The sequence below is a fragment of the Ruminococcus sp. 1001713B170207_170306_F1 genome (genome assembly GCF_015668065.1).
Taxonomy (GTDB): Bacteria; Bacillota; Clostridia; order Lachnospirales; family Lachnospiraceae; genus Blautia_A; species Blautia_A faecis.
Genome location: NZ_JADPEX010000001.1, coordinates 224,164 through 244,523, shown reverse-complemented (window position 1 = coordinate 244,523; position 20,360 = coordinate 224,164). Strand labels below are relative to the sequence as shown.

Here is a 20,360-nt window from a genome sequence, read left to right as displayed (position 1 = left end):
CAAGGATTCGAATACATGTATTTAAAAAATATTGAAGTGCAGGGGTTTAAGTCCTTTGCACAGAAAATCAATTTCGAATTTCATAATGGAATTACGGGAATCGTTGGCCCCAACGGCAGTGGGAAAAGCAACGTAGGTGATGCGGTCCGCTGGGTTCTTGGAGAACAGAGTGCCAAGCAGCTTCGAGGCGGAAACATGCAGGACGTTATTTTTTCCGGCACGGAGACCAGAAAGCCCCTTAGCTTTGCTTCTGTTGCCATTACTCTGGATAACAGCGATCACAAGCTTCCGGTTGATTTTAATGAGGTTACGGTTACCCGAAGACTTTACCGCTCCGGCGAAAGTGAATATCTTATTAATGGAAGTGCCTGTCGTCTGAAGGATATTAATGAGATGTTTTACGATACCGGTATTGGTAAAGAGGGCTATTCCATCATCGGGCAGGGACAGATCGATAAGATCTTAAGTGGTAAGCCGGAAGAGCGCCGTGAGCTTTTTGACGAAGCTGCCGGAATCGTAAAGTTTAAGCGAAGAAAGGCAACTACCATTAAGAAGCTACAGGACGAGCAGGCGAACCTGGTGCGTGTTACCGATATTTTAAGTGAGCTTACCAGACAATTGAGTCCTTTGGAGCGCCAGTCCGAGACAGCCAGAATTTATCTTGCCAAAAGAGATACTTTGCGGGAACTGGATGTGAACAGTTTTCTTCTGGAAAACGAGGAGACCAGCCGTGAATTAAAAGAGCTGGATACCAAGAATACCCGGGCTGCTGAGGAGCTGGAGGAGAATCAGAAGGCCTACGAGCAGACGAAAGTGGAATATGACCGTCTGGAAGAGGAACTGGAACAATTGAATTCCCAGATGGATCAGCTGCGTGAAGAGACGCAGAATAAGGCAATTCGCAGGCAGCAGCTGGATGGCGAGACCAAGGTGCTTCGGGAACAGATTTTGTCCGGAGTGCAGAGCGAAGAGCATTACAAGAGCCGTCTGCAGACCATTGAGGCGGATCTGAAGGAACGTCAGGAATCTCTAGAGAGGCAGGAAGCGGAGAAATCCCAGCTCCATGCAGCTCTTCTGGAAGCAAGGAAACGCCAGGAGGCAGAAGAGGACCGGATTTCCAATATTCAGGCACAGATCGAAGAGTGCTCTCAGGCAGTGGAGAATGGCAAGAACGAGATTATCGAGCTTCTCAATACACGCGCCACTACCAAGGGAAAAGCCCAGCGTTTCGATACCATGATGGAGCAGATCGACATCCGTAAAGCGGGAATCAGTCAGAGACAGCTTCATTTGAAAACAGAGGAAGCCCAGCAGCAGAGCGAGCTGGAGAGGGCAAAGGAAAAGTTTCAGGGAATTACCACACTTATCCAGGACATGAATGCAGAGTGTCAGCGCCTGGATAATGAAGTACATAAAATTACAGATGAATTAAAGAAACAGAACAGCCAGATGGAAATCGGCCAGAGCGCATATCACCGTGAGGCTTCCAGGCTGGAATCTTTGAAAAATATTACAGAGCGCTATGACGGATACGGAAACAGTATCCGCCGTGTAATGGAACAGAAGGACCGGGTACCGGGAATTAAGGGTGTTGTAGCGGATTTGATCCAGGTAAATAAGGAGTATGAGATCGCCATTGAGACGGCTCTTGGTGGAAGTATTCAGAACATTGTCACAGACAATGAACAGACTGCCAAGCATATGATCGAATTTCTGAAGAAAAACCGTTTCGGCCGTGCTACGTTCCTTCCACTTAACAGTATCAATACCAGAGGTGGTTTTACCCAGAGGGATGCGCTGCAGGAGCCGGGAGTGATCGGGCTTGCCAGTGAACTGGTAACTACAGGTCCGGAGTATGCTGGACTTGCCACTTATCTTCTGGGGCGTGTGCTTGTGGTGGATCACATTGACAATGCCATTGCCATTGCGCGAAAATACAGGCACAGTCTTCGTATGGTAACTGTGGAAGGTGAATCCTTCAGTCCGGGCGGTTCTATGTCAGGTGGTTCTTTTAAGAATAACAGCAACCTTCTTGGCCGCCGCCGTGAGATCGAAGAACTGGAATCCAGTGTGAAGGCTCTTCAAAAAGACATGGATGACATGCAGACGGCTATTAATGATAATCGAAGCAAGCGTAATGTTATGCGTGACACCATTGCAGATCTGCAGGAAAAACTGCGTCAGCAGTATGTTGCCCAGAACACGGCGAAGATGAACATTAACCAGGTAGAAGCCAAGACAAAGGAAATCCAGGCTGGCTATGGAGAGATTCAGAGAGAGCAGATGGAAATCCGCCGTCAGATCCAGGAGGCAGAGGCTGATCACAGCAAGATTGCCGAAGAATTGAAGGCTTCTGAGCAGGATGAGAAAGAACTAGAGACTTTTATCCAGAATAAACAGGAAGAATTAGAGACCTGGAGGGCTGAGGAGCAGGAGGTTTCCAGGAAACTGGAGGCTCTTCGCCTGGGAGCAAGTACAGCCCAGCAGAAAGAAAGTTTCGCAGCAGAGACTCTGGGCCGTCTGACTCATGAGATGGAAGCTCTTCGTCAGGAGGAAGCAGATATTCATGAAACGCTGGAGCTTGGCGTCGAAGAGAATGAGAGAAAGCGCCAGTCTGTAGAGAATCTGGAGGCAGTGATCCGGACTTTGGAAGAGGATGAAACCAAGGCGAAGGCTCAGATGGAGAGCTGGCAGAGTGTGAAGGATGAAAAAAATGCCAGCCACAAGGCATTTTTTGAGAAGCGGGACCAGCTGTCTGGCAGGATTTCACTTCTGGACAAAGAGTGTTACCGTCTGAAAAGTCAGATCGAGAAGCTGGAAGAGCACAGGGAATCTCAGATTTCCTACATGTGGAATGAGTATGAGATCACCCCGAACAATGCCCTTCAGTACAAAAAAGAAGAGCTGAACGATCTGAAAGCCATGAAGAAAGAAATTGCCCAGGTGAAGGATGAAATCCGTAAGCTTGGTAACGTTAATGTAAATGCAATTGAGGAATATAAGGAGATTTCAGAGCGTCATGCTTTCCTTTCCGGACAGTATGAGGATCTGAAAACCGCAGAAGCACAGCTGGAGAACATTATCCAGGAACTGGATGAGGGAATGCGTAAACAGTTTACGGAGAAATTCCAGGATATCCAGAGAGAGTTTGACAAGGCTTTCAAGGAATTGTTTGGAGGCGGTAAGGGCACTCTGGAGCTTGAGGAAGACGTGGACATTCTGGAAGCAGGAATTCGCATTATTTCCCAGCCGCCGGGCAAAAAGCTTCAGAATATGATGCAGCTTTCCGGTGGTGAAAAGGCACTTACTGCAATCGCACTTTTGTTTGCAATCCAGAATCTGAAGCCGTCGCCATTCTGTCTTCTTGATGAGATCGAGGCGGCACTTGACGATTCGAATGTAGGCCGTTTCGCAGGCTATCTTCAGAAGTTGACGAAGAACACTCAATTCATTATAATAACACACAGGCGTGGTACTATGAATGCCGCAGACAGACTTTATGGTATTACCATGCAGGAGAAAGGCGTCTCTACGCTGGTTTCCGTTGATCTTGTGGAAAACCAGCTTACGCAGTAAAAGGAGGAGAGGAAATGGCAGAGGAAAAGAAGGGCTTTTTTAAAAGACTTGTCAGTGGCCTGACAAAAACAAGAGACAACATTGTGGCAGGATTTGATTCTCTTTTCACCGGCTATTCAACAATAGATGATGATTTTTATGAGGAACTGGAAGAAATCCTGATCATGGGTGACATTGGAATCAATGCCACCACAGCCATTCTGGATAAATTAAAAGACCAGGTGGAAATCCGAAATATCAGGGATCCCAAGGAGTGCAAGCAGCTTCTTATTGATACCATCAAGGAGCAGATGACGGTAGACAGCACAGAGTACCAGTTTGAAAACCGTAAATCCGTTATTCTTGTGATTGGTGTCAATGGTGTTGGAAAAACAACTTCCGTTGGAAAACTTGCCGGCAAGCTGAAGGACCAGGGCAAAAAGGTTATTCTTGGAGCTGCGGATACTTTCCGTGCAGCGGCAGGGGAACAGCTGACCCAGTGGGCGAACCGGGCAGGAGTGGAAATCATTGGCGGTCAGGATGGAGCAGATCCGGCATCAGTTGTCTATGATGCAGTGGCAGCTGCAAAGGCCCGCAATGCAGATGTTCTGATCTGTGATACCGCAGGAAGACTTCATAATAAAAAGAATCTTATGGAAGAGCTTCGCAAGATTTACCGTATCCTGGAGAAGGAATATCCGGAAGCGTATCTGGAAACTCTGGTGGTTCTGGATGGAACGACAGGGCAGAACGCACTTGTGCAGGCAAGACAGTTTGCAGAGGTGGCAAATGTAACCGGTATCATTCTTACCAAGCTTGATGGTACAGCCAAGGGTGGTATTGCGGTGGCAATCCAGTCAGAGCTTGATATTCCGGTGAAATATATCGGCGTTGGTGAGAGCATTGACGATTTACAGAAATTTGATGCAAATTCTTTTGTGGATGCGTTGTTTGATATTCATCCGGATGAAAACTAACCCCACAAACTACAGGAGGAAAAATAAAAATGCTTACATTAGAGAGTTTTGAAGAAGCGGCAGAAATAGTTAAGCAGGTAACCCAGGAGACCAAGCTGGTGAAGAGCAGTTATTTCTCTGAACTCACTGGAAACAAGGTCTTCTTCAAACCAGAGAACATGCAGAGAACAGGTGCATATAAGGTGCGTGGAGCTTATTATAAGATCAGTACTCTTTCCGACGAGGAGAGGGGCAAAGGCCTGATCACAGCTTCCGCTGGAAACCATGCACAGGGTGTGGCATATGCAGCACACAAATACGGTGTGAAGGCCGTGATCGTAATGCCGACCACTACACCGCTTATTAAAGTAGAGCGTACAAAAGGGTATGGCGCAGAGGTTATTCTTCATGGTGATGTTTATGATGAGGCCTGTGCATACGCTCTGGAGCTTGCTGAAGAAAAGGGCTATACCTTTATTCATCCTTTTGATGATCCTGCTGTTGCTACCGGACAGGGAACCATTGCTATGGAGATCATTCAGGAGCTTCCTCTTGTAGATTATATTCTGGTGCCAATCGGTGGAGGCGGACTTGCAACAGGTGTATCCACACTTGCCAAGCTTCTTAATCCTCATATTAAAGTAATCGGTGTAGAGCCAGCAGGTGCAGCCTGCATGAAGGCTTCTCTTGAGAAAGGGGAGGTTGTTACACTGCCCCATGTAAACACCATTGCAGATGGTACTGCAGTTCAGACTCCGGGCTCTCATATTTTCCCATATATCCAGGAGAATCTGGATGAAATCATCACGGTTGAGGATGATGAGCTGATCGTTGCTTTCCTGGATATGGTAGAAAATCATAAGATGATCGTTGAGAATTCAGGACTTCTGACAGTGGCTGCGCTTCGTCATCTTGATTTCAAGAATAAAAAGGTTGTGTCCATTTTAAGTGGTGGAAATATGGATGTGATTACCATGTCTTCTGTAGTACAGCATGGCTTGATCCAGCGTGACAGAATCTTTACAGTATCTGTTCTTATCCCGGATAAGCCTGGTGAACTGGTACGTGTGGCCTCTATTATTGCAGAGAATCAGGGAAATGTTATCAAGCTGGATCATAACCAGTTTGTAAGTACAAACCGTAATGCCGCTGTAGAACTGAAAATCACTCTGGAGGCATTTGGTACAGATCATAAGAATCAGATCGTGAAAGCACTGGAGACTGCCGGATGCAGACCGAAAGTAATTCGCGCAAGTCTGTAATTGAAAAATAGAAGCATTTCCCCGCCTTGCAGTTAATAACTGAAGCAACATTACAAATGGTATGAATAAAGTTAGTTACTGTGAACGGAGTGAACAGTAACTAAAGTTAGTCTATGTGCTTTGGGTGTTTTGCATATTCATGTAAAAAATGGGGAGTGTTTGCTGAAATGATTATAAATAAGTACAACTGTGTTGGTTAAAAAAAGGATCGGCATGGCGGTGAATATAAGGAGTAGCAAACTATGAAAAAAGTAATTTTAACAGGAGACCGCCCTACAGGACGTCTTCATGTGGGACATTATGTAGGCTCTTTATCTGAGCGTGTAAAGCTTCAGAATTCTGGAAATTATGACGAGATTTATATTATGATCGCGGATGCCCAGGCGCTTACTGATAACGCAGAGCACCCGGAGAAGGTTCGTCAGAATATTATCCAGGTAGCACTTGATTATCTGGCTTGCGGGATTGATCCGGAGAAATCCACAATTTTCATCCAGTCTATGGTTCCGGAGCTTACAGAGCTTACTTTCTATTATATGAATCTGGTTACAGTAGCCCGTGTTCAGCGTAACCCTACTGTGAAATCTGAGATCCAGATGCGTAATTTCGAAGCCAGCATTCCGGTTGGATTTTTCTGCTATCCGATCAGCCAGGCAGCTGATATTACAGCCTTCCGTGCAACAGCAGTTCCGGTTGGAGAGGATCAGCTTCCTATGCTGGAGCAGTGCAAAGAGATCGTACACAAGTTTAACACAGTATATGGTGAGACACTTACAGAGCCGGAAATCGTACTTCCTTCCAACAAGGCGTGCCTGCGTCTGCCAGGTATTGATGGTAAGGCAAAAATGAGTAAATCTCTTGGAAACTGCATTTATCTTTCCGATGAGGCAGATGAGGTTAAGAAGAAGGTTATGTCCATGTTCACGGATCCGAATCATCTTCGTGTTCAGGATCCGGGAAATGTTGATGGTAACCCGGTATTTATTTATCTGGATGCTTTCTGCAAACCAGAATACTTCCCGGAATTTCTTCCGGATTATCAGAACCTGGACGAGCTGAAAGACCATTATAAGAGAGGCGGACTTGGAGATGTTAAGGTTAAGAAGTTCCTGAACAACGTTCTCCAGGCTGAGCTTGGCCCGATCCGCGAGCGCCGTAAAATGTGGGAACAGCGTATTCCAGATGTTTATGACATTTTAAGAGAGGGCAGTAAGGTGGCTGAGGCAAAGGCTGCTGAGACTCTGAGGGATGTAAAGGCTTCTATGAAAATTAATTATTTTGATGATGATAGTTTGATTCAGTAAAATATGTGAATTTTAAGTTGACATTTCGTTGGTTATGGCATATGCTGATAGTAGCTAAGGAATGCGGTGAAATTCCATGCGGCGAAATGAAAGCCCCCAGAGTTGCAGCTCTGAGGGCTTTCTTGCTCGTTACGGTGAGCTGATCCGTTTAGGCTGTTGCTGCCTATTGTTTACCGTCCAGCCATTTGCATATGTAGTAGCTAACTACACCTGCTAAAACGGAAACAAGAAATGCGGTGAAAATTTCTTCCATGTGATTCACCTCCTTTCTGCTGGAGGCTCGGCAGCTTTTATAGTATAACATAAGGGCAGATAATTAGAAATAGCGTATAATAAATTTGGACATATAAAAAATATTGCGTGTAAAGAAAAAACACTTGACACACACCACAAAATACGGTATGATACCCAAGGTGATAACGAATGGAAAAGTTTGTGGAACGTACTTTGCTCTATGATTTTTACGGAGAGCTTCTTACGAAGAGACAGCAGCAGATCTACGAGAGTGTAGTTCTGGAGGATTATTCTTTAAGTGAGGTTGCAGAGGAACTGAATATCAGCCGTCAGGGCGTACATGATATGATCAGACGCTGTGACAAGGCACTGGAAGGATATGAAGAGAAGCTGCATCTGGTGGAGAAGTTTGTGAATATCCGGGGACAGGTACAGAAGATACATGAGCTTGCATCCGGATATCACGCTGATGATATTGAGGCAATATCCAATGTGATTTTAGAGGAGTTATAATTCATGGCATTTGAAAGCTTAACAGATAAACTTCAGAATGTATTCAAGAAGCTGAGAAGCAAAGGCCGTCTGACCGAAGAGGATGTTAAGATTGCTCTTAAAGAAGTTAAGATGGCACTCCTTGAAGCAGACGTTAACTTCAGAGTCGTGAAACAGTTCACGAAATCTGTACAGGAACGTGCAGTTGGACAGGACGTTATGAACGGACTGAACCCAGGCCAGATGGTCATCAAGATTGTAAATGAAGAGCTGGTTAATCTTATGGGAAGCGAGACTACAGAGCTTCCGATCAAGCCTGGCAATGATCTGACTGTCATTATGATGGCAGGTCTTCAGGGAGCTGGTAAGACCACTACGGCAGCCAAGCTTGCAGGTAAGATCAAGTCTAAAGGTAAGAGACCTCTTCTGGTAGCCTGTGACGTTTACAGACCCGCAGCGATCACTCAGCTTCAGGTAAACGGTGAGAAACAAGGCGTGGAAGTCTTTACCATGGGTGATAAACAGAGCCCGGTAGACATAGCCAAGGCAGCTGTTGCACATGCCAAGACGAATCAGCAGAATGTAGTGATCATTGATACAGCAGGACGTCTTCATGTCGATGAGGATATGATGCAGGAGCTTGCTGATATTAAGTCTAATATTGAGGTAGATGCTACAGTCCTTGTAGTAGATGCCATGACCGGACAGGATGCAGTCAATGTAGCCCAGACCTTTGCAGAGAAGGTTGGAATCGATGGAGTGATCCTGACCAAGATGGATGGTGATACCCGAGGTGGTGCAGCTCTTTCCATCAAGTCCGTAACTGGCAAGCCAATCCTGTATGTAGGTATGGGAGAGAAGTTATCCGATCTGGAACAGTTTTATCCGGAGAGAATGGCATCCCGTATCCTTGGTATGGGAGATGTAATGAGCCTGATCGAGAAGGCAGAAGCAGCCGTAGATCAGGAAGCAGCCCAGGAGATGTCCAAGAAGCTGAAGAAGATGGATTTTGATTTCAATGACTATCTTACCAGCCTTGAACAGATGAATAAGATGGGCGGAATCTCTAGTATCCTGAATATGCTCCCAGGTGTGGGAAGCAAGATGAAAGATGTGGAGAGCATGATCGATGAGAAAGCAATGGACAGAACCAAGTCCATTATTCTTTCCATGACCCCACAGGAGCGTTCCAATCCGGGAATCCTAAACCTTTCCCGCAAGAATAGGATTGCCAGAGGCGCAGGTGTGGAGGTTGCAGAAGTCAATCGCCTTGTGAAACAGTTTGAGCAGAGCAAGAAGATGATGAAGCAGATGCCGGGTCTCATGGGCGGCGGCAAAATGGGTGGTAAAAGAGGCGGCTTCAAGCTTCCTTTTTAACATAAAATAATTAAATTAACTAATAAAGAGAAAGTAAATTGGAGGAAAATTAAAATGGCAGTTAAGATCAGATTAAGAAGAATGGGACAGAAGAAAGCACCTTACTATAGAATCGTTGTTGCAGATTCCCGCAGCAAACGTGATGGAAGATGTATCGAAGAGATCGGAACATATGATCCAAACCAGGAGCCAAGTGTATGCAAGGTTGACGAAGAAGCAGCTAAGAAATGGCTTGCAAACGGTGCTCAGCCTACAGAAGTTGTTGCTAAGATCCTCAAACAGGCCGGAATCGAGAAATAATTTAAGGAGTATCTTAGAGGTTGCCAGAATGGTTCAGACTGCACAGTATTTCCTGTGAAAGTCGTGAACTGTAACCGGCAATTTTCAGGGGGTATTTCTGTAACGTCCAGATGAGGGCATTTTTTGAATATGCTCCGGGGCGGGATCAGGGAGGTGTGTAATGAAAGAATTAGTAGAAGTAATTGCAAAATCTCTTGTTGAAAATCCGGACGAAGTAGTCGTTACCGAAACAGAAAAGGATGACGCTGTTGTTATCGAACTGAAGGTAGGACCATCTGATATGGGTAAGGTGATCGGACGTCAGGGCAGAATCGCCAAGGCCATCCGTACCGTAGTAAAAGCGGCTTCTTCCAAAAGCAGCAAAAAAGTGATTGTAGATATTCTGCAATGATAAGCAAGATATATGGATGCAGGAGCTGTGGAGACATGGCTCCTGTTTTTACTTATGAAAGTCCTGGACGGCAGACATATTCGTTTTTTGTAGAGGAGTTTTGAATGGAAGATTTATTAAAGGTTGGAGTAATTACCACCACTCATGGCGTGCGGGGAGAAGTAAAAGTATTCCCTACCACAGATCCGGAGCGTTTCCTGGATCTTGAATATGTGATTCTGGATGCCGGCAGAGAGATGAAAAAGCTGGAAATCCGTAACGTGAAATTTTTTAAGAATCTTGTGATCCTGAAATTTAACGGGATTGATAATATAAATGATATTGAAATGTACAAAGGCAGAGACCTGTGGGTTCCCAGAGAAGAAGCCCAGGAACTGGATGAAGATGAATATTACATCGGCGACCTGATTGGCATGGAAGTGGTTCTGGAGGACAACACCCATTTCGGAACCCTGAAAGATGTTATGGAGACAGGAGCCAATGATGTTTACGTAGTAGAGCTTCCAGATCATCAGGAAGTACTTCTCCCGGCAATCAAGGAATGCATCCTTGACGTTGATCTGGAAGAGAATGTGATGACGGTACATTTGATGAAAGGACTTTTATAAATGAATTTCCATGTTTTGACCCTTTTTCCGGAAATGATCCGGAATGGAATGAACACCAGCATTACAGGGCGTGCCATTAATGCAGGAATCCTTTCTGTGGAGGCCATAAATATCCGTGACTATGCTTTTAACAAGCACCAGAAAGTAGATGATTATACTTACGGCGGCGGTGCTGGAATGCTGATGCAGGCAGAACCGGTTTACCTGGCTTATGAAGCGATTGCCGAGAAAGCCGGGAAGCGCCCCCGTGTGGTTTATCTCACTCCGCAGGGACAGGTGTTTAATCAGCAGATGGCAAGAGACATGGCGAAAGAGGAAGACCTGGTTTTCCTTTGCGGTCACTATGAGGGGATTGACGAGCGTGTTCTGGAGGAAATTGTGACGGATTATGTGTCTATCGGTGATTATGTGCTTACAGGCGGCGAGCTTCCGGCCATGGTTATGATGGATTCTATTTCCCGCATGGTTCCAGGCGTGCTCAGCAATCAGGAGTCTGGCGAGACCGAGTCCTTTGCAGGAAATCTTCTGGAATATCCCCAGTACAGCCGCCCGGAAGAGTGGCATGGTAAAAAGGTTCCGGAGGTTCTTATGTCCGGTCATCATGCAAATATAGAGAAGTGGCGCAGAGAGCAGTCTATCATTCGTACAGCCAGAAGGCGCCCGGATCTGCTGAAAAAGGCAGATCTCACCAACAAAGAATGGAATTTTGTGCGGCAACTGAAAAAGCAGTGGAAAGAGGAGGAATCCAAAGATGAGAACATCTGATTTTTACTATGAGCTCCCTCAGGAGCTGATCGCCCAGGATCCGCTGGAGGACAGAAGTTCTTCCAGACTTATGCATCTTTCTATGGCAGATGGCAGTATTGAGCATCGCCATTTCAGGGATATACTGGACTATCTGAATGAAGGTGATACTTTGGTTATCAATGATACCAAGGTTATTCCGGCAAGGCTTTACGGTCACAAGGAAGAGACTGGCGCAGTGATCGAAATCCTTCTTCTGAAAAGAAGAGAGAACGATATCTGGGAATGCCTGGTAAAGCCTGGCAAAAAGGCTCGTCCAGGTGCCAAAATCACATTTGGTGATGGTATTTTAGAGGGCGAGATTATCGACGTGGTGGACGAAGGCAACCGTCTGATCCAGTTCCATTATGAAGGCATTTTTGAGGAGATTTTGGACCAGTTGGGAGAGATGCCGCTGCCGCCATATATCACTCATAAATTAAAGGATAAGAATCGCTACCAGACTGTTTATGCAAAGAATGAGGGTTCCGCAGCAGCTCCTACAGCAGGTCTGCATTTCACCAAAGAACTTCTGGAACAGGTGAAAGCCAAGGGCGTAAATATTGCCCATGTAACTCTTCACGTAGGTCTTGGAACTTTCCGTCCGGTTAAAGTAGATGATGTAGAACAGCATCACATGCATTCTGAATTTTACATTGTGGAAGAAGACCAGGCGAAGCTGATCAACGACACCAAAAAAAATGGCGGCCGTGTGATCGCAGTTGGAACTACCAGCTGCCGTACACTGGAGTCTGCAACTGGTGAGGATGGAGTTCTAAAATCTGGAAGTGGCTGGACTGAGATTTTCATCTATCCAGGCTATAAATTTAAGATGATCGACGGTCTGATCACCAACTTCCATCTGCCGGAATCCACACTGGTTATGCTGGTGTCTGCACTGGCTGGAAAAGAGAATATTCTGCATGCCTATGAGGTTGCAGTGCAGGAGAAGTATCGGTTCTTTTCATTTGGGGATGCGATGCTGATATTATAATCAAAAAATACCCCCGGAGCTTTCGCTCTGGGGGTGCTGAATAACATATTTTTTCTATCCGATCCAGGAACTTCTTTCCTGGATTTTTTCCATAATTCTGGTCTTTTCATCCCCTTCAGCAGGTGTTGGCTGGTAATTGTTATAGCCGTAAGCGGAGGAGATGGAACATGGGATGATATTTGTTACATTATCTGCTTTTACGCCGTCGTTTGAGATGGTAAAGGTCTGCTGGAAAATCATACTGTCCATGTCACTTGGGGCGCTGTTTCCGCCGAAGCAGAAGTTTCCAAGGCTGTATACAATATTCTTTCCTTTATATTCTTCAATTCCCTGAAGTACATGAGGATGATGTCCACACACAAGATCAGCACCAAGGTCAATGGCAAGATGTCCAAGTGTGGTCTGATTGGAGTCTGGAACGGTTTCTTTTTCATTTCCCCAGTGGAAGATAACGATGATCAGCTCTGCGCCATCTTCTTTTACCTTGGCAATGTTGTCTTTCAGCTGCTGTTCACGCTCTAGATGATCGTATAACTCATAGATTCCCACAAGACCTACTTTTACCCCTTTTATATCCATTACAGCCGTCTCATCATAGCCGAAATGAACAATTCCCTGGGCATCCAGGGCATCCATGGTATCCTGAAAGCTCTGCTCGCCGTAATCATGGCTGTGGTTGTTGGCTGTGTTTACTGCTTCTACAGAACTGCTGGAGTAAATTCCTGCAAAAGATGCGGGTGCTTTGAATGCGAAGGTTTTATCCTCGCGGCTGCTGCTGTCTGTGAAGGTTCCTTCATTGTTGGCGATAGTCAGGTCATCTGCTTCAAAAATGCTCTTTACATTCTGTAAAAAGTATTCTTTTCCATAATTTTCAAAATATGCATTCAGGCTGGTACTGTAATCGAAGGCTTCATCTGTACCAAGGGTACAGTCTCCCACAACGCTTATAGTAAGGGTGACTGGGGTGTCGTGCTTCGATTTTGTTGAAACAGTATCGCTGCTTTCGGAATCAGAAGATGAATCTGAGCTGTCGCTGGAAGACTCGGCAGTCTGCTTAGTTCCATCGGCAAATGAAGAATCGTTCTTTTCACTGTCAGAAGAAAGAGCAGAACCAGTTGTCTTTTCGTCGGTTGCGTTGTTTACATTCGAAGAGTTTACACTCTTTGCCTTTCCTGCACATCCCCGGACGATCAGGATCAGAACCACCAGCAGCAGGACACCACCCGCGGCCATGCAGATCTGCCGGATCTTTTTCTGGCGCTGGCGGTAATATTTGGATTTTTTGTATAAATTCTTTTTCTTTTGCATACGTCTGTCCTCATATGGCTTTTTGTATATGATGTCGCCGACAGGCGACGTGTTTGCTTCGTATAAACATTGAGGCAAAAATCCATAGGTCATGTTTTGAGTGAATAGCCCTGTGAACTTTTGCCTTTGATTTACATTACAATAATATTTATCTGAAGAACTTATCGTAATAACCCATTACGAAAATCAACAGTACAATAAGCGGCAGTACATAGGTAAGATATGGACGTGCCCACTTCGGAAATTTAATGCCGTTTCCTGTATCCGCTTCTTTGATGAAATTGTCCCATCCCCATCCGTAGCGGGTTACGCAGAACAGCAGGTAAACAAGGCTTCCAAGCGGAAGCAGGTTATTGGAGATAATGAAGTCCTCCAGATCCTGGATGGTGCTTCCTGCGCCCAGTGGCTGAAATCCGCTCCATACGTTGAAACCAAGTACGCATGGCATGGATAAAACAAAGATTGCAATTCCGTTTACCAGAACTGCCTTTTTACGGCTCCAGCCCCACAGATCCATGGCAAAGCTTAAGATATTCTCAAATACTGCAATGATGGTGGAGAGAGCTGCGAATGTCATAAAGATAAAGAACAGTGCACCCCAGAAACGACCGCCCATCATCTGGTTAAACATGTTCGGCAGTGTTACGAATACAAGTCCAACACCCTGTGTAGGGCTTACATTGTAAGCAAAGCATGCCGGGAAAATAATAAGTCCGGCCATTAGTGCCACGAAAGTATCCAGAATACCAATCTGGATGGATTCGCCCATAAGGCTGCGGTCTTTGTCGATATAACTTCCAAAGATTGCCATTGCGCCGATCCCAAGGCTCAAGGTGAAGAATGCCTGTCCCATAGCGGCATAAATACCGGAAAGCAGTCCGTTCTCTTTCAGACGGCCAAAATCCGGGAGAAGATAGAACTTAATACCCTCGATGGCACCTGGAAGCGTACAGCTCTTAACGCAAAGAACTACCATAATAGTAAGAAGACATACCATCATAACCTTTGTGATACGTTCAACACCTTTCTGCAGTCCCATGCAGCAGGTACCAAAACCGAATGCAGTTACGATTACCATCCAGAAGGTCATTTCTCCAGGATTGGAGAGCATGGTGTTAAATACGTTTCCTACCGCTTCTGTATCAAGACCTGTGAAGGTGCCGCTTGCTATTTTAAAGAAGTAAGCCAGCATCCAGCCGCCTACAGTGGTGTAAAACATCATCAGCATATAGTTGCCAAGCATGGCTCCATAGCTGTAAAGGTGCCATTTGGTGCCCTTTGGCTCAAGGAGATGGAAGCTTCTGGCAGCGGACTTGCGGCTTGCGCGTCCGACAGCAAATTCCATAACCATAATAGGCAGTCCAAGAATTACAAGGAACAGAAGATAGATCAGTACAAATGCTGCGCCGCCGTACTGTCCTGTTATATAAGGGAAGCGCCATACATTGCCGATTCCAATGGCGCAGCCGGCTGAAATGAGAATAAATCCAAGCCGGGATGAAAACTTTTCACGTTCTTTCATGTTGATTTCCTTCCTTTTTTCTATGTATGAATTCTGTGAAAAAGTATGGGACAAAAGTCTTTTTTACAGAAGAGCACACCTTTTAACAGTATAAGAATAAAATGAGTTTTCGTCAATAAATATCTTGAAAAAGAGGGGGAAAATGCTAAAATATATAGAATATACTTAAGGAGTGCTTGAAAGTCAGCTGTTTCGCGCCTATGGCGCTCCCGCAGCTGCTGACCGAGACTTTCATAGTTAATAAGAAGGGAAAACGACATGTTATATATAGGAAATCATACTTCATCATCCAAAGGCTACGCAGCCATGGGACGCCAGATCGTAAAAAATGGCGGCAACACGTTTGCATTTTTTACCAGAAATCCAAGAGGAGGGAATGCCAAAGCTATTGACCCTGCTGATGTGGCGAAGTTTCAGGAGATTGCCAGGGAGCATGAGTTCGGGAAAATCGTGGCGCATGCACCTTATACCTTAAATGCCTGCGCGGCCAAAGAAAATCTGCGGGATTTTGCCAGAAATACTTTTTTGGATGATCTGAAACGCATGGAAGCCACACCAGGAAATTATTATAATTTCCATCCAGGCAGCCATGTGGGACAGGGAATAGAGGCTGGAATTCAAAAGATTGCGGAAGTGCTGAATGCAGTTCTTACTGAAGAACAGACCACTACAGTTCTTCTTGAAACCATGGCTGGAAAAGGCTCTGAGGTGGGAAGCCATTTCCAGGAGCTTCGTGCCATTATGGACCTTGTAGAAAAACGCGATAAACTTGGAATCTGCCTGGATACCTGCCATGTGTGGGATGGCGGCTACGATATTGTAAACGACCTGGACGGTGTCTTAACTGAATTCGACCGCATCATCGGTCTCGACCACTTAAAAGCCATCCACCTGAACGACAGCCTCAACCCTCTCGGTAGCCACAAAGACCGCCACGCCAGAATCGGGGAAGGCCAGATTGGTCTTGATGCCCTTGTCCGTGTCATCCGGCACCCGGCATTGGAGGGTAAGCCTTTTATTCTGGAAACGCCTAATGATGATGAGGGTTGGACAAGAGAAATTGCACTTCTTAGGGAAAGATATTCAGAATAAATACCTATTTAGCAAAACGGTGTTTCAATGTCTGTTCATTGAAACACCGTTTTTTCTATAGTGATTTATGAATTATGAAAGAACTTCGTTCTTCAGTTCATCCCCATTGATATAAGCCTGGGCATTCTCCATTGTAGTTTCAGCAATATTGGTGAGCGCTTCTTCTGTAAAGAATCCCTGATGGGAGGTCATGGTTACGTTCGGGAAGGAGAGAAGCCTCTGGATCAAGGAAGTCTGCATGATGCTCTCAGACAGATCCTCGAATACATAATCAGATTCCTCCTCGTAAACATCCAGACCAACTGCGAAGAACTTATGGTCGCGGATACCGGAAATCAGATCCTCCGTCTTGATAAGACCGCCACGGGAAGTGTTTACAAGGATAACTCCGTCCTTCATCTGGGCAATTGTCTTTTCGTTGATAATATGTTTGGTTTCGTCAGTAAGCGGGCAGTGCAGGCTGATCAGATCACTGGTAGCCAGCAACTCATCAAGAGAAACGTATTCCAGGAAGTCAAGATTCTTGTTTGGGAAAAGATCATATGCAATGACCCGCATTCCAAATCCCTTGCAGATTCTTGCCATAGCCTGACCAATTTTACCAGTACCGATAATACCAGCTGTTTTCTTGTAAAGGTTCACGCCCATAAGACCGCTTAAAGTAAAGTTGTTCTCACGGCATTTGATGTAAGCCTTGTGAGTGTGACGGTTAGCTGTAAGCGCCAGCGCCATTGCGTGCTCTGCAACAGCCTCGGGAGAGTAACCTGGTACACGCAGAACTTTCATGCCATATTTGTGGGCTGTCTTAAGATCCACGTTATTGTAACCAGCGCAGCGCATAAGGATCAGTTTTACACCCTGCTGATGTAATTCTTCAATAACAGGAGCGCCAAGGTCTGCATTTACAAAAGCACAGATGGCTTCATAACCTTTTGCAAGAGAAGCGGTCTCCTCATGGATATTTGCTTCAATAAATTTAATCTTAATATCTGGAAATTCAGGTAAAAGTTTTTCAAAAAACTGCTCGTCATAATTTTTGGTTCCGTAAAATAAAATTTTCATTATTTCTGGCTCCTTTCTTGTGGCAGCCGCTCTTTTGTCTGGGCTGTTCACCTTCGCTTTGTTTGTTTTAGTGTTCCTCAACTTACAGTGGGATTATACGTTATTTTTTTGAAGAAAAAAAGAGGAAAACGGAAAGTTTTTTAACTTCGTCGAAATCGTTAAAAGAATATCAATATAGAAATGAGATTAAAACGAATTTTAAAATTGCACAGAAATTAATACATGGTAAAATGTGCAATATGTATATTTAAAAAGAAAATACAAGCATATAATCTGGCAAAGTATGACAGTTGCACTAAACTAACATTGACTATTATTTAACATAAAATAATAGGAATGTACATCTTAACAGGCAAAAAAACAGGAACCTAAATGGAAAAATGGTTACTGCTCACTCCGTTCACAGTAACGAAAAATGTTCTCATTTAAGTTCCTGAGGTTTAGATTATTCCCCTAACCTATACAGATCCTCATAAAATTCCGGATAAGAAATCTTCACACAGTCCCCCCCCTTAATAGAGAGTGGTCCATCACAGAGCAGTCCGGCAACAGTGAAGGACATAGCCACTCTGTGATCCAGGTAAGAGTCAATCTCTGCCCCATGCAGTGGTTTTCCCCCATGAATGATCATGCCGTCATCTGTAGGTGTAATGTCCGCACCCATGCGGGAAAGATTCTCTGCCATAACCAGAATACGGTCTGATTCTTTTACTTTAAGTTCTTTTGCATCCTTGATCACAGTAGTTCCCTCTGCGAAAGCCGCCATAACTGCAATCATCGGAATCTCATCAATAAGCGTCGGGATAATTTCTCCGCCAACAGTTGTACCATGAAGAGAACTGGCGCGGACAAGAAGGTCAGCAGTAGGTTCTCCATCCATATTAACATTTAGCAGGGTAATGTCTGCGCCCATGTCCTTACACACACGGAGCAGTCCGTCTCTTGTGGGATTGATTCCCACATTCTTCAGAAGAATCTCACTGCCTGGCACCAGAAGTCCGGCAGCGATGAAATAAGCAGCAGAAGAAATATCCCCAGGTACTGTAATTTCTCTGGCAAAAAGAGATGGTTCCGGAGCAATGGAAGCGGTAGTTCCCTCAGAAGTTACCTGAGCTCCAAAGTAGTTCAACATGATTTCTGTATGGTTCCTGGAAAGAACCGGTTCGGTGACACTGGTAATTCCGTCAGAATACATTCCGGCCAGAAGTACACAGGATTTTACCTGAGCAGAAGCAACTGGGGAATCATAGTGAATGGCCTTCAGAGGATGACCTATGATCCGAAGAGGAACACAGTTATTTCCCTTTATGCTTGCAATATCAGCGCCCATGGAAAGGAGAGGCGTCATGATCCGTTTCATGGGACGGCTCTGGATAGAGTCATCGCCGGTAAGCTCCGATACAAAATTCTGTCCTGCAAGAATACCGGAAATCAGGCGGGTAGTTGTGCCACTGTTTCCAACATCCAGAATATCAACAGGGGCAGATAATCCGTGGAGTCCTTTTCCATGAACCAGGATTTCTCCGCTGTTATTCTCAATATCAATGCCCATTTTGCGGAAACAGGAGATGGTGGAAAGGCAGTCAGCTCCTTCCAGAAAATGGGTGATCTTTGTGGTTCCTTTGGCAAGGGAACCGAACATGACGGCACGGTGGGAGATGGATTTGTCGCCTGGAACTGTAAGTTCTCCGTGGAGATTTGTAAGTTTTTTTGTTTCCATAATAATCGTTCCTTAAATATAAAGTTTCATACAGTAAAAACGGGTATCGGCTATATTACTTATAAAGAATTAGACGAGTCAATATGGCGGTTACTTCGTATTTGCTGTATTGATACAGAGTTTGTCTGAAAAATTAATTGTGATGTATCCAATAAACAACTGCCGGTGCGCTGGTTATCGCTCATAAACAATATAATTGCGCTTTTTCAAAAGTGCAATGGCCTTTTCCATAGCGTCTTCTTCATAAAATTCGATTTTCAGAACACCCTGCTCAAATTCACGGTTGTGGATAATTCCGATGTTCTTAATGCTGATCTTATCCATGGCAAGGATAGTGGCAATGGTAGCGATTCCACCGGCTTCATCTGCAATATCCAGATAAAGCACATAAGCCTTGCGGATAGGACCATTATCCACAACATCAATGGAATCACGGTAATCCCTGGAGCTTGCAAACATCTGATAAATAGCATCTGCCTCCTTACCATCTGTAGCACAGTTGTCTACAGAACAGCGGATCTGGATCAGCATGCGGATGTAGTCGTCCAGAACATTGGAAATGTTCTCATGGTTTTCCATGCAGATCTGCTGCCACATAACAGGAGAAGAAGAGGCAATCCTTGTAATATCGCGGAAACCGCCTGCAGCGATGGTCTTCATATATTCGGCATCGTTGTCTAGGGTTTTTACCAGATTTACAAGGGCGGAAGCAATAATATGGGGCAGATGGCTTACACCTGCTGTAATAAAATCATGTTCTTCAGCTGTAAGCACCATAGGGATAGCACCAAGAGAACTGATCAGCTCTGTAAAATCTGAAATATATTCCAGTCCCACTTCCCCGCCCGGAGTAAGAATATAGTATGCATTTTCCAGAATGCGCTCGTTGGAATGGTCAAAACCGGTTTTCTCAGAACCGGCCATAGGGTGACCGCCGATAAAGCAGTCTGTCATTCCCAGCTCATCCACTTTCTGATGGATGATTCCCTTTACACTTCCCACATCTGTGATAATGCAGCCTGGCTGGCGGATCTCTTTCAGATATGCAAGGCACTCCAGGTTGATCTCTACCGGAGCACATAAAAATACATAATCACAGGATCCAAAGCGTGGATCCTTCATTTCCTCACAGACACCATCTATAATGCCGGTGCTAATGGCGGAGGCAAGTGCTTCCTTACTGCGGTTATAGGCCAGAATGTGGTAATCCGGATGGTACTTCCGGATGGCCTTGGCGATAGAGCCGCCGATCAGACCGAGACCGATAAAACCGATTGTCTTCATAATATAATGTCGTTTCCTTTCCTTCGTTAAAGTGAAAAATTATCTTATGATATTGTACGAGATTCCTCGCAAATTGTCAATTCCTACAGAAATGACAAAATAATCTAAACTTTTTT

At 45.0% G+C, this 20,360-nt stretch carries 17 protein-coding genes; 12 read left to right on the top strand and 5 right to left on the bottom strand.

Annotated features, from left to right (window positions below; all coding sequences use genetic code 11):
* Positions 1-15 precede the first annotated feature (15 nt).
* The 11 genes from smc to queA all read left to right on the top strand — a co-directional run bounded on the left by smc (position 16) and on the right by queA (position 12,256).
* On the top strand, positions 16-3,576 hold the full coding sequence (smc, locus tag I4V84_RS01085) for a chromosome segregation protein SMC (protein ID WP_195991053.1): 3,561 nt from the start codon (positions 16-18) through the stop codon (positions 3,574-3,576).
* 14 nt (positions 3,577-3,590) lie between these two features.
* The gene (ftsY, locus tag I4V84_RS01080) at positions 3,591-4,532 is read left to right on the top strand and encodes a signal recognition particle-docking protein FtsY (RefSeq protein WP_195991052.1); all 942 of its coding nucleotides are present in this window, start codon (positions 3,591-3,593) and stop codon (positions 4,530-4,532) included.
* Positions 4,533-4,561: 29 nt separating this feature from the next.
* Complete coding sequence (ilvA, locus tag I4V84_RS01075) at positions 4,562-5,773, top strand: threonine ammonia-lyase (protein ID WP_118578861.1); 1,212 nt, start codon at positions 4,562-4,564, stop codon at positions 5,771-5,773.
* A gap of 242 nt (positions 5,774-6,015) precedes the next feature.
* Complete coding sequence (gene trpS / locus I4V84_RS01070) at positions 6,016-7,077, top strand: tryptophan--tRNA ligase (protein WP_173771378.1); 1,062 nt, start codon at positions 6,016-6,018, stop codon at positions 7,075-7,077.
* A gap of 423 nt (positions 7,078-7,500) precedes the next feature.
* The gene (gene ylxM / locus I4V84_RS01065; RefSeq protein WP_118578857.1) at positions 7,501-7,824 is read left to right on the top strand and encodes a YlxM family DNA-binding protein; all 324 of its coding nucleotides are present in this window, start codon (positions 7,501-7,503) and stop codon (positions 7,822-7,824) included.
* Between the two features lie 3 nt (positions 7,825-7,827).
* Positions 7,828-9,180, top strand: a complete 1,353-nt coding sequence (ffh, locus tag I4V84_RS01060; RefSeq protein ID WP_195991051.1) for a signal recognition particle protein — start codon at positions 7,828-7,830, stop codon at positions 9,178-9,180.
* A gap of 54 nt (positions 9,181-9,234) precedes the next feature.
* Entirely contained in the window at positions 9,235-9,480 is a 246-nt protein-coding gene (gene rpsP, locus I4V84_RS01055; protein ID WP_117852013.1) for a 30S ribosomal protein S16, read from the top strand.
* 160 nt (positions 9,481-9,640) lie between these two features.
* Positions 9,641-9,871 carry a KH domain-containing protein gene (locus I4V84_RS01050; protein ID WP_021926512.1) on the top strand — a complete coding sequence of 77 codons (231 nt, stop codon included), beginning with the start codon at positions 9,641-9,643 and terminating at the stop codon, positions 9,869-9,871.
* A 104-nt stretch (positions 9,872-9,975) separates the two neighbouring features.
* Complete coding sequence (gene rimM / locus I4V84_RS01045) at positions 9,976-10,479, top strand: ribosome maturation factor RimM (protein ID WP_195983252.1); 504 nt, start codon at positions 9,976-9,978, stop codon at positions 10,477-10,479.
* 15 nt (positions 10,480-10,494) lie between these two features.
* Positions 10,495-11,244, top strand: coding sequence for a tRNA (guanosine(37)-N1)-methyltransferase TrmD (gene trmD / locus I4V84_RS01040; protein WP_334285963.1), 750 nt, complete (start codon positions 10,495-10,497; stop codon positions 11,242-11,244).
* A complete protein-coding gene (gene queA / locus I4V84_RS01035) occupies positions 11,231-12,256 on the top strand; it encodes a tRNA preQ1(34) S-adenosylmethionine ribosyltransferase-isomerase QueA (RefSeq protein ID WP_118578849.1) in 1,026 nt (341 codons plus the stop codon). The genes trmD and queA overlap by 14 nt, the downstream gene beginning before the upstream one ends.
* A 54-nt stretch (positions 12,257-12,310) precedes the next feature.
* Here queA and I4V84_RS01030 read toward each other — a convergent pair whose 3' ends face one another.
* Positions 12,311-13,564: a CapA family protein gene (locus tag I4V84_RS01030; protein ID WP_195991050.1), complete on the bottom strand. Its 1,254-nt coding sequence runs from the start codon at positions 13,562-13,564 to the stop codon at positions 12,311-12,313.
* A 148-nt stretch (positions 13,565-13,712) separates the two neighbouring features.
* Positions 13,713-15,086 carry a sodium-dependent transporter gene (locus I4V84_RS01025; protein ID WP_177968310.1) on the bottom strand — a complete coding sequence of 458 codons (1,374 nt, stop codon included), beginning with the start codon at positions 15,084-15,086 and terminating at the stop codon, positions 13,713-13,715.
* 258 nt (positions 15,087-15,344) lie between these two features.
* On the opposite strand from I4V84_RS01025, the gene I4V84_RS01020 reads away from it, so the two are divergent.
* A complete protein-coding gene (locus tag I4V84_RS01020; RefSeq protein WP_195991049.1) occupies positions 15,345-16,178 on the top strand; it encodes a deoxyribonuclease IV in 834 nt (277 codons plus the stop codon).
* Between the two features lie 72 nt (positions 16,179-16,250).
* Here I4V84_RS01020 and I4V84_RS01015 read toward each other — a convergent pair whose 3' ends face one another.
* From I4V84_RS01015 to I4V84_RS01005, 3 genes are all read right to left on the bottom strand, one after another.
* On the bottom strand, positions 16,251-17,240 hold the full coding sequence (locus I4V84_RS01015) for a 2-hydroxyacid dehydrogenase (RefSeq protein WP_118578845.1): 990 nt from the start codon (positions 17,238-17,240) through the stop codon (positions 16,251-16,253).
* Between the two features lie 445 nt (positions 17,241-17,685).
* The gene (aroA, locus tag I4V84_RS01010) at positions 17,686-18,960 is read right to left on the bottom strand and encodes a 3-phosphoshikimate 1-carboxyvinyltransferase (RefSeq protein ID WP_195991048.1); all 1,275 of its coding nucleotides are present in this window, start codon (positions 18,958-18,960) and stop codon (positions 17,686-17,688) included.
* Positions 18,961-19,134: 174 nt separating this feature from the next.
* A complete protein-coding gene (locus I4V84_RS01005; RefSeq protein WP_173717731.1) occupies positions 19,135-20,244 on the bottom strand; it encodes a prephenate dehydrogenase in 1,110 nt (369 codons plus the stop codon).
* Between the last annotated feature and the right edge of the window lie 116 nt (positions 20,245-20,360).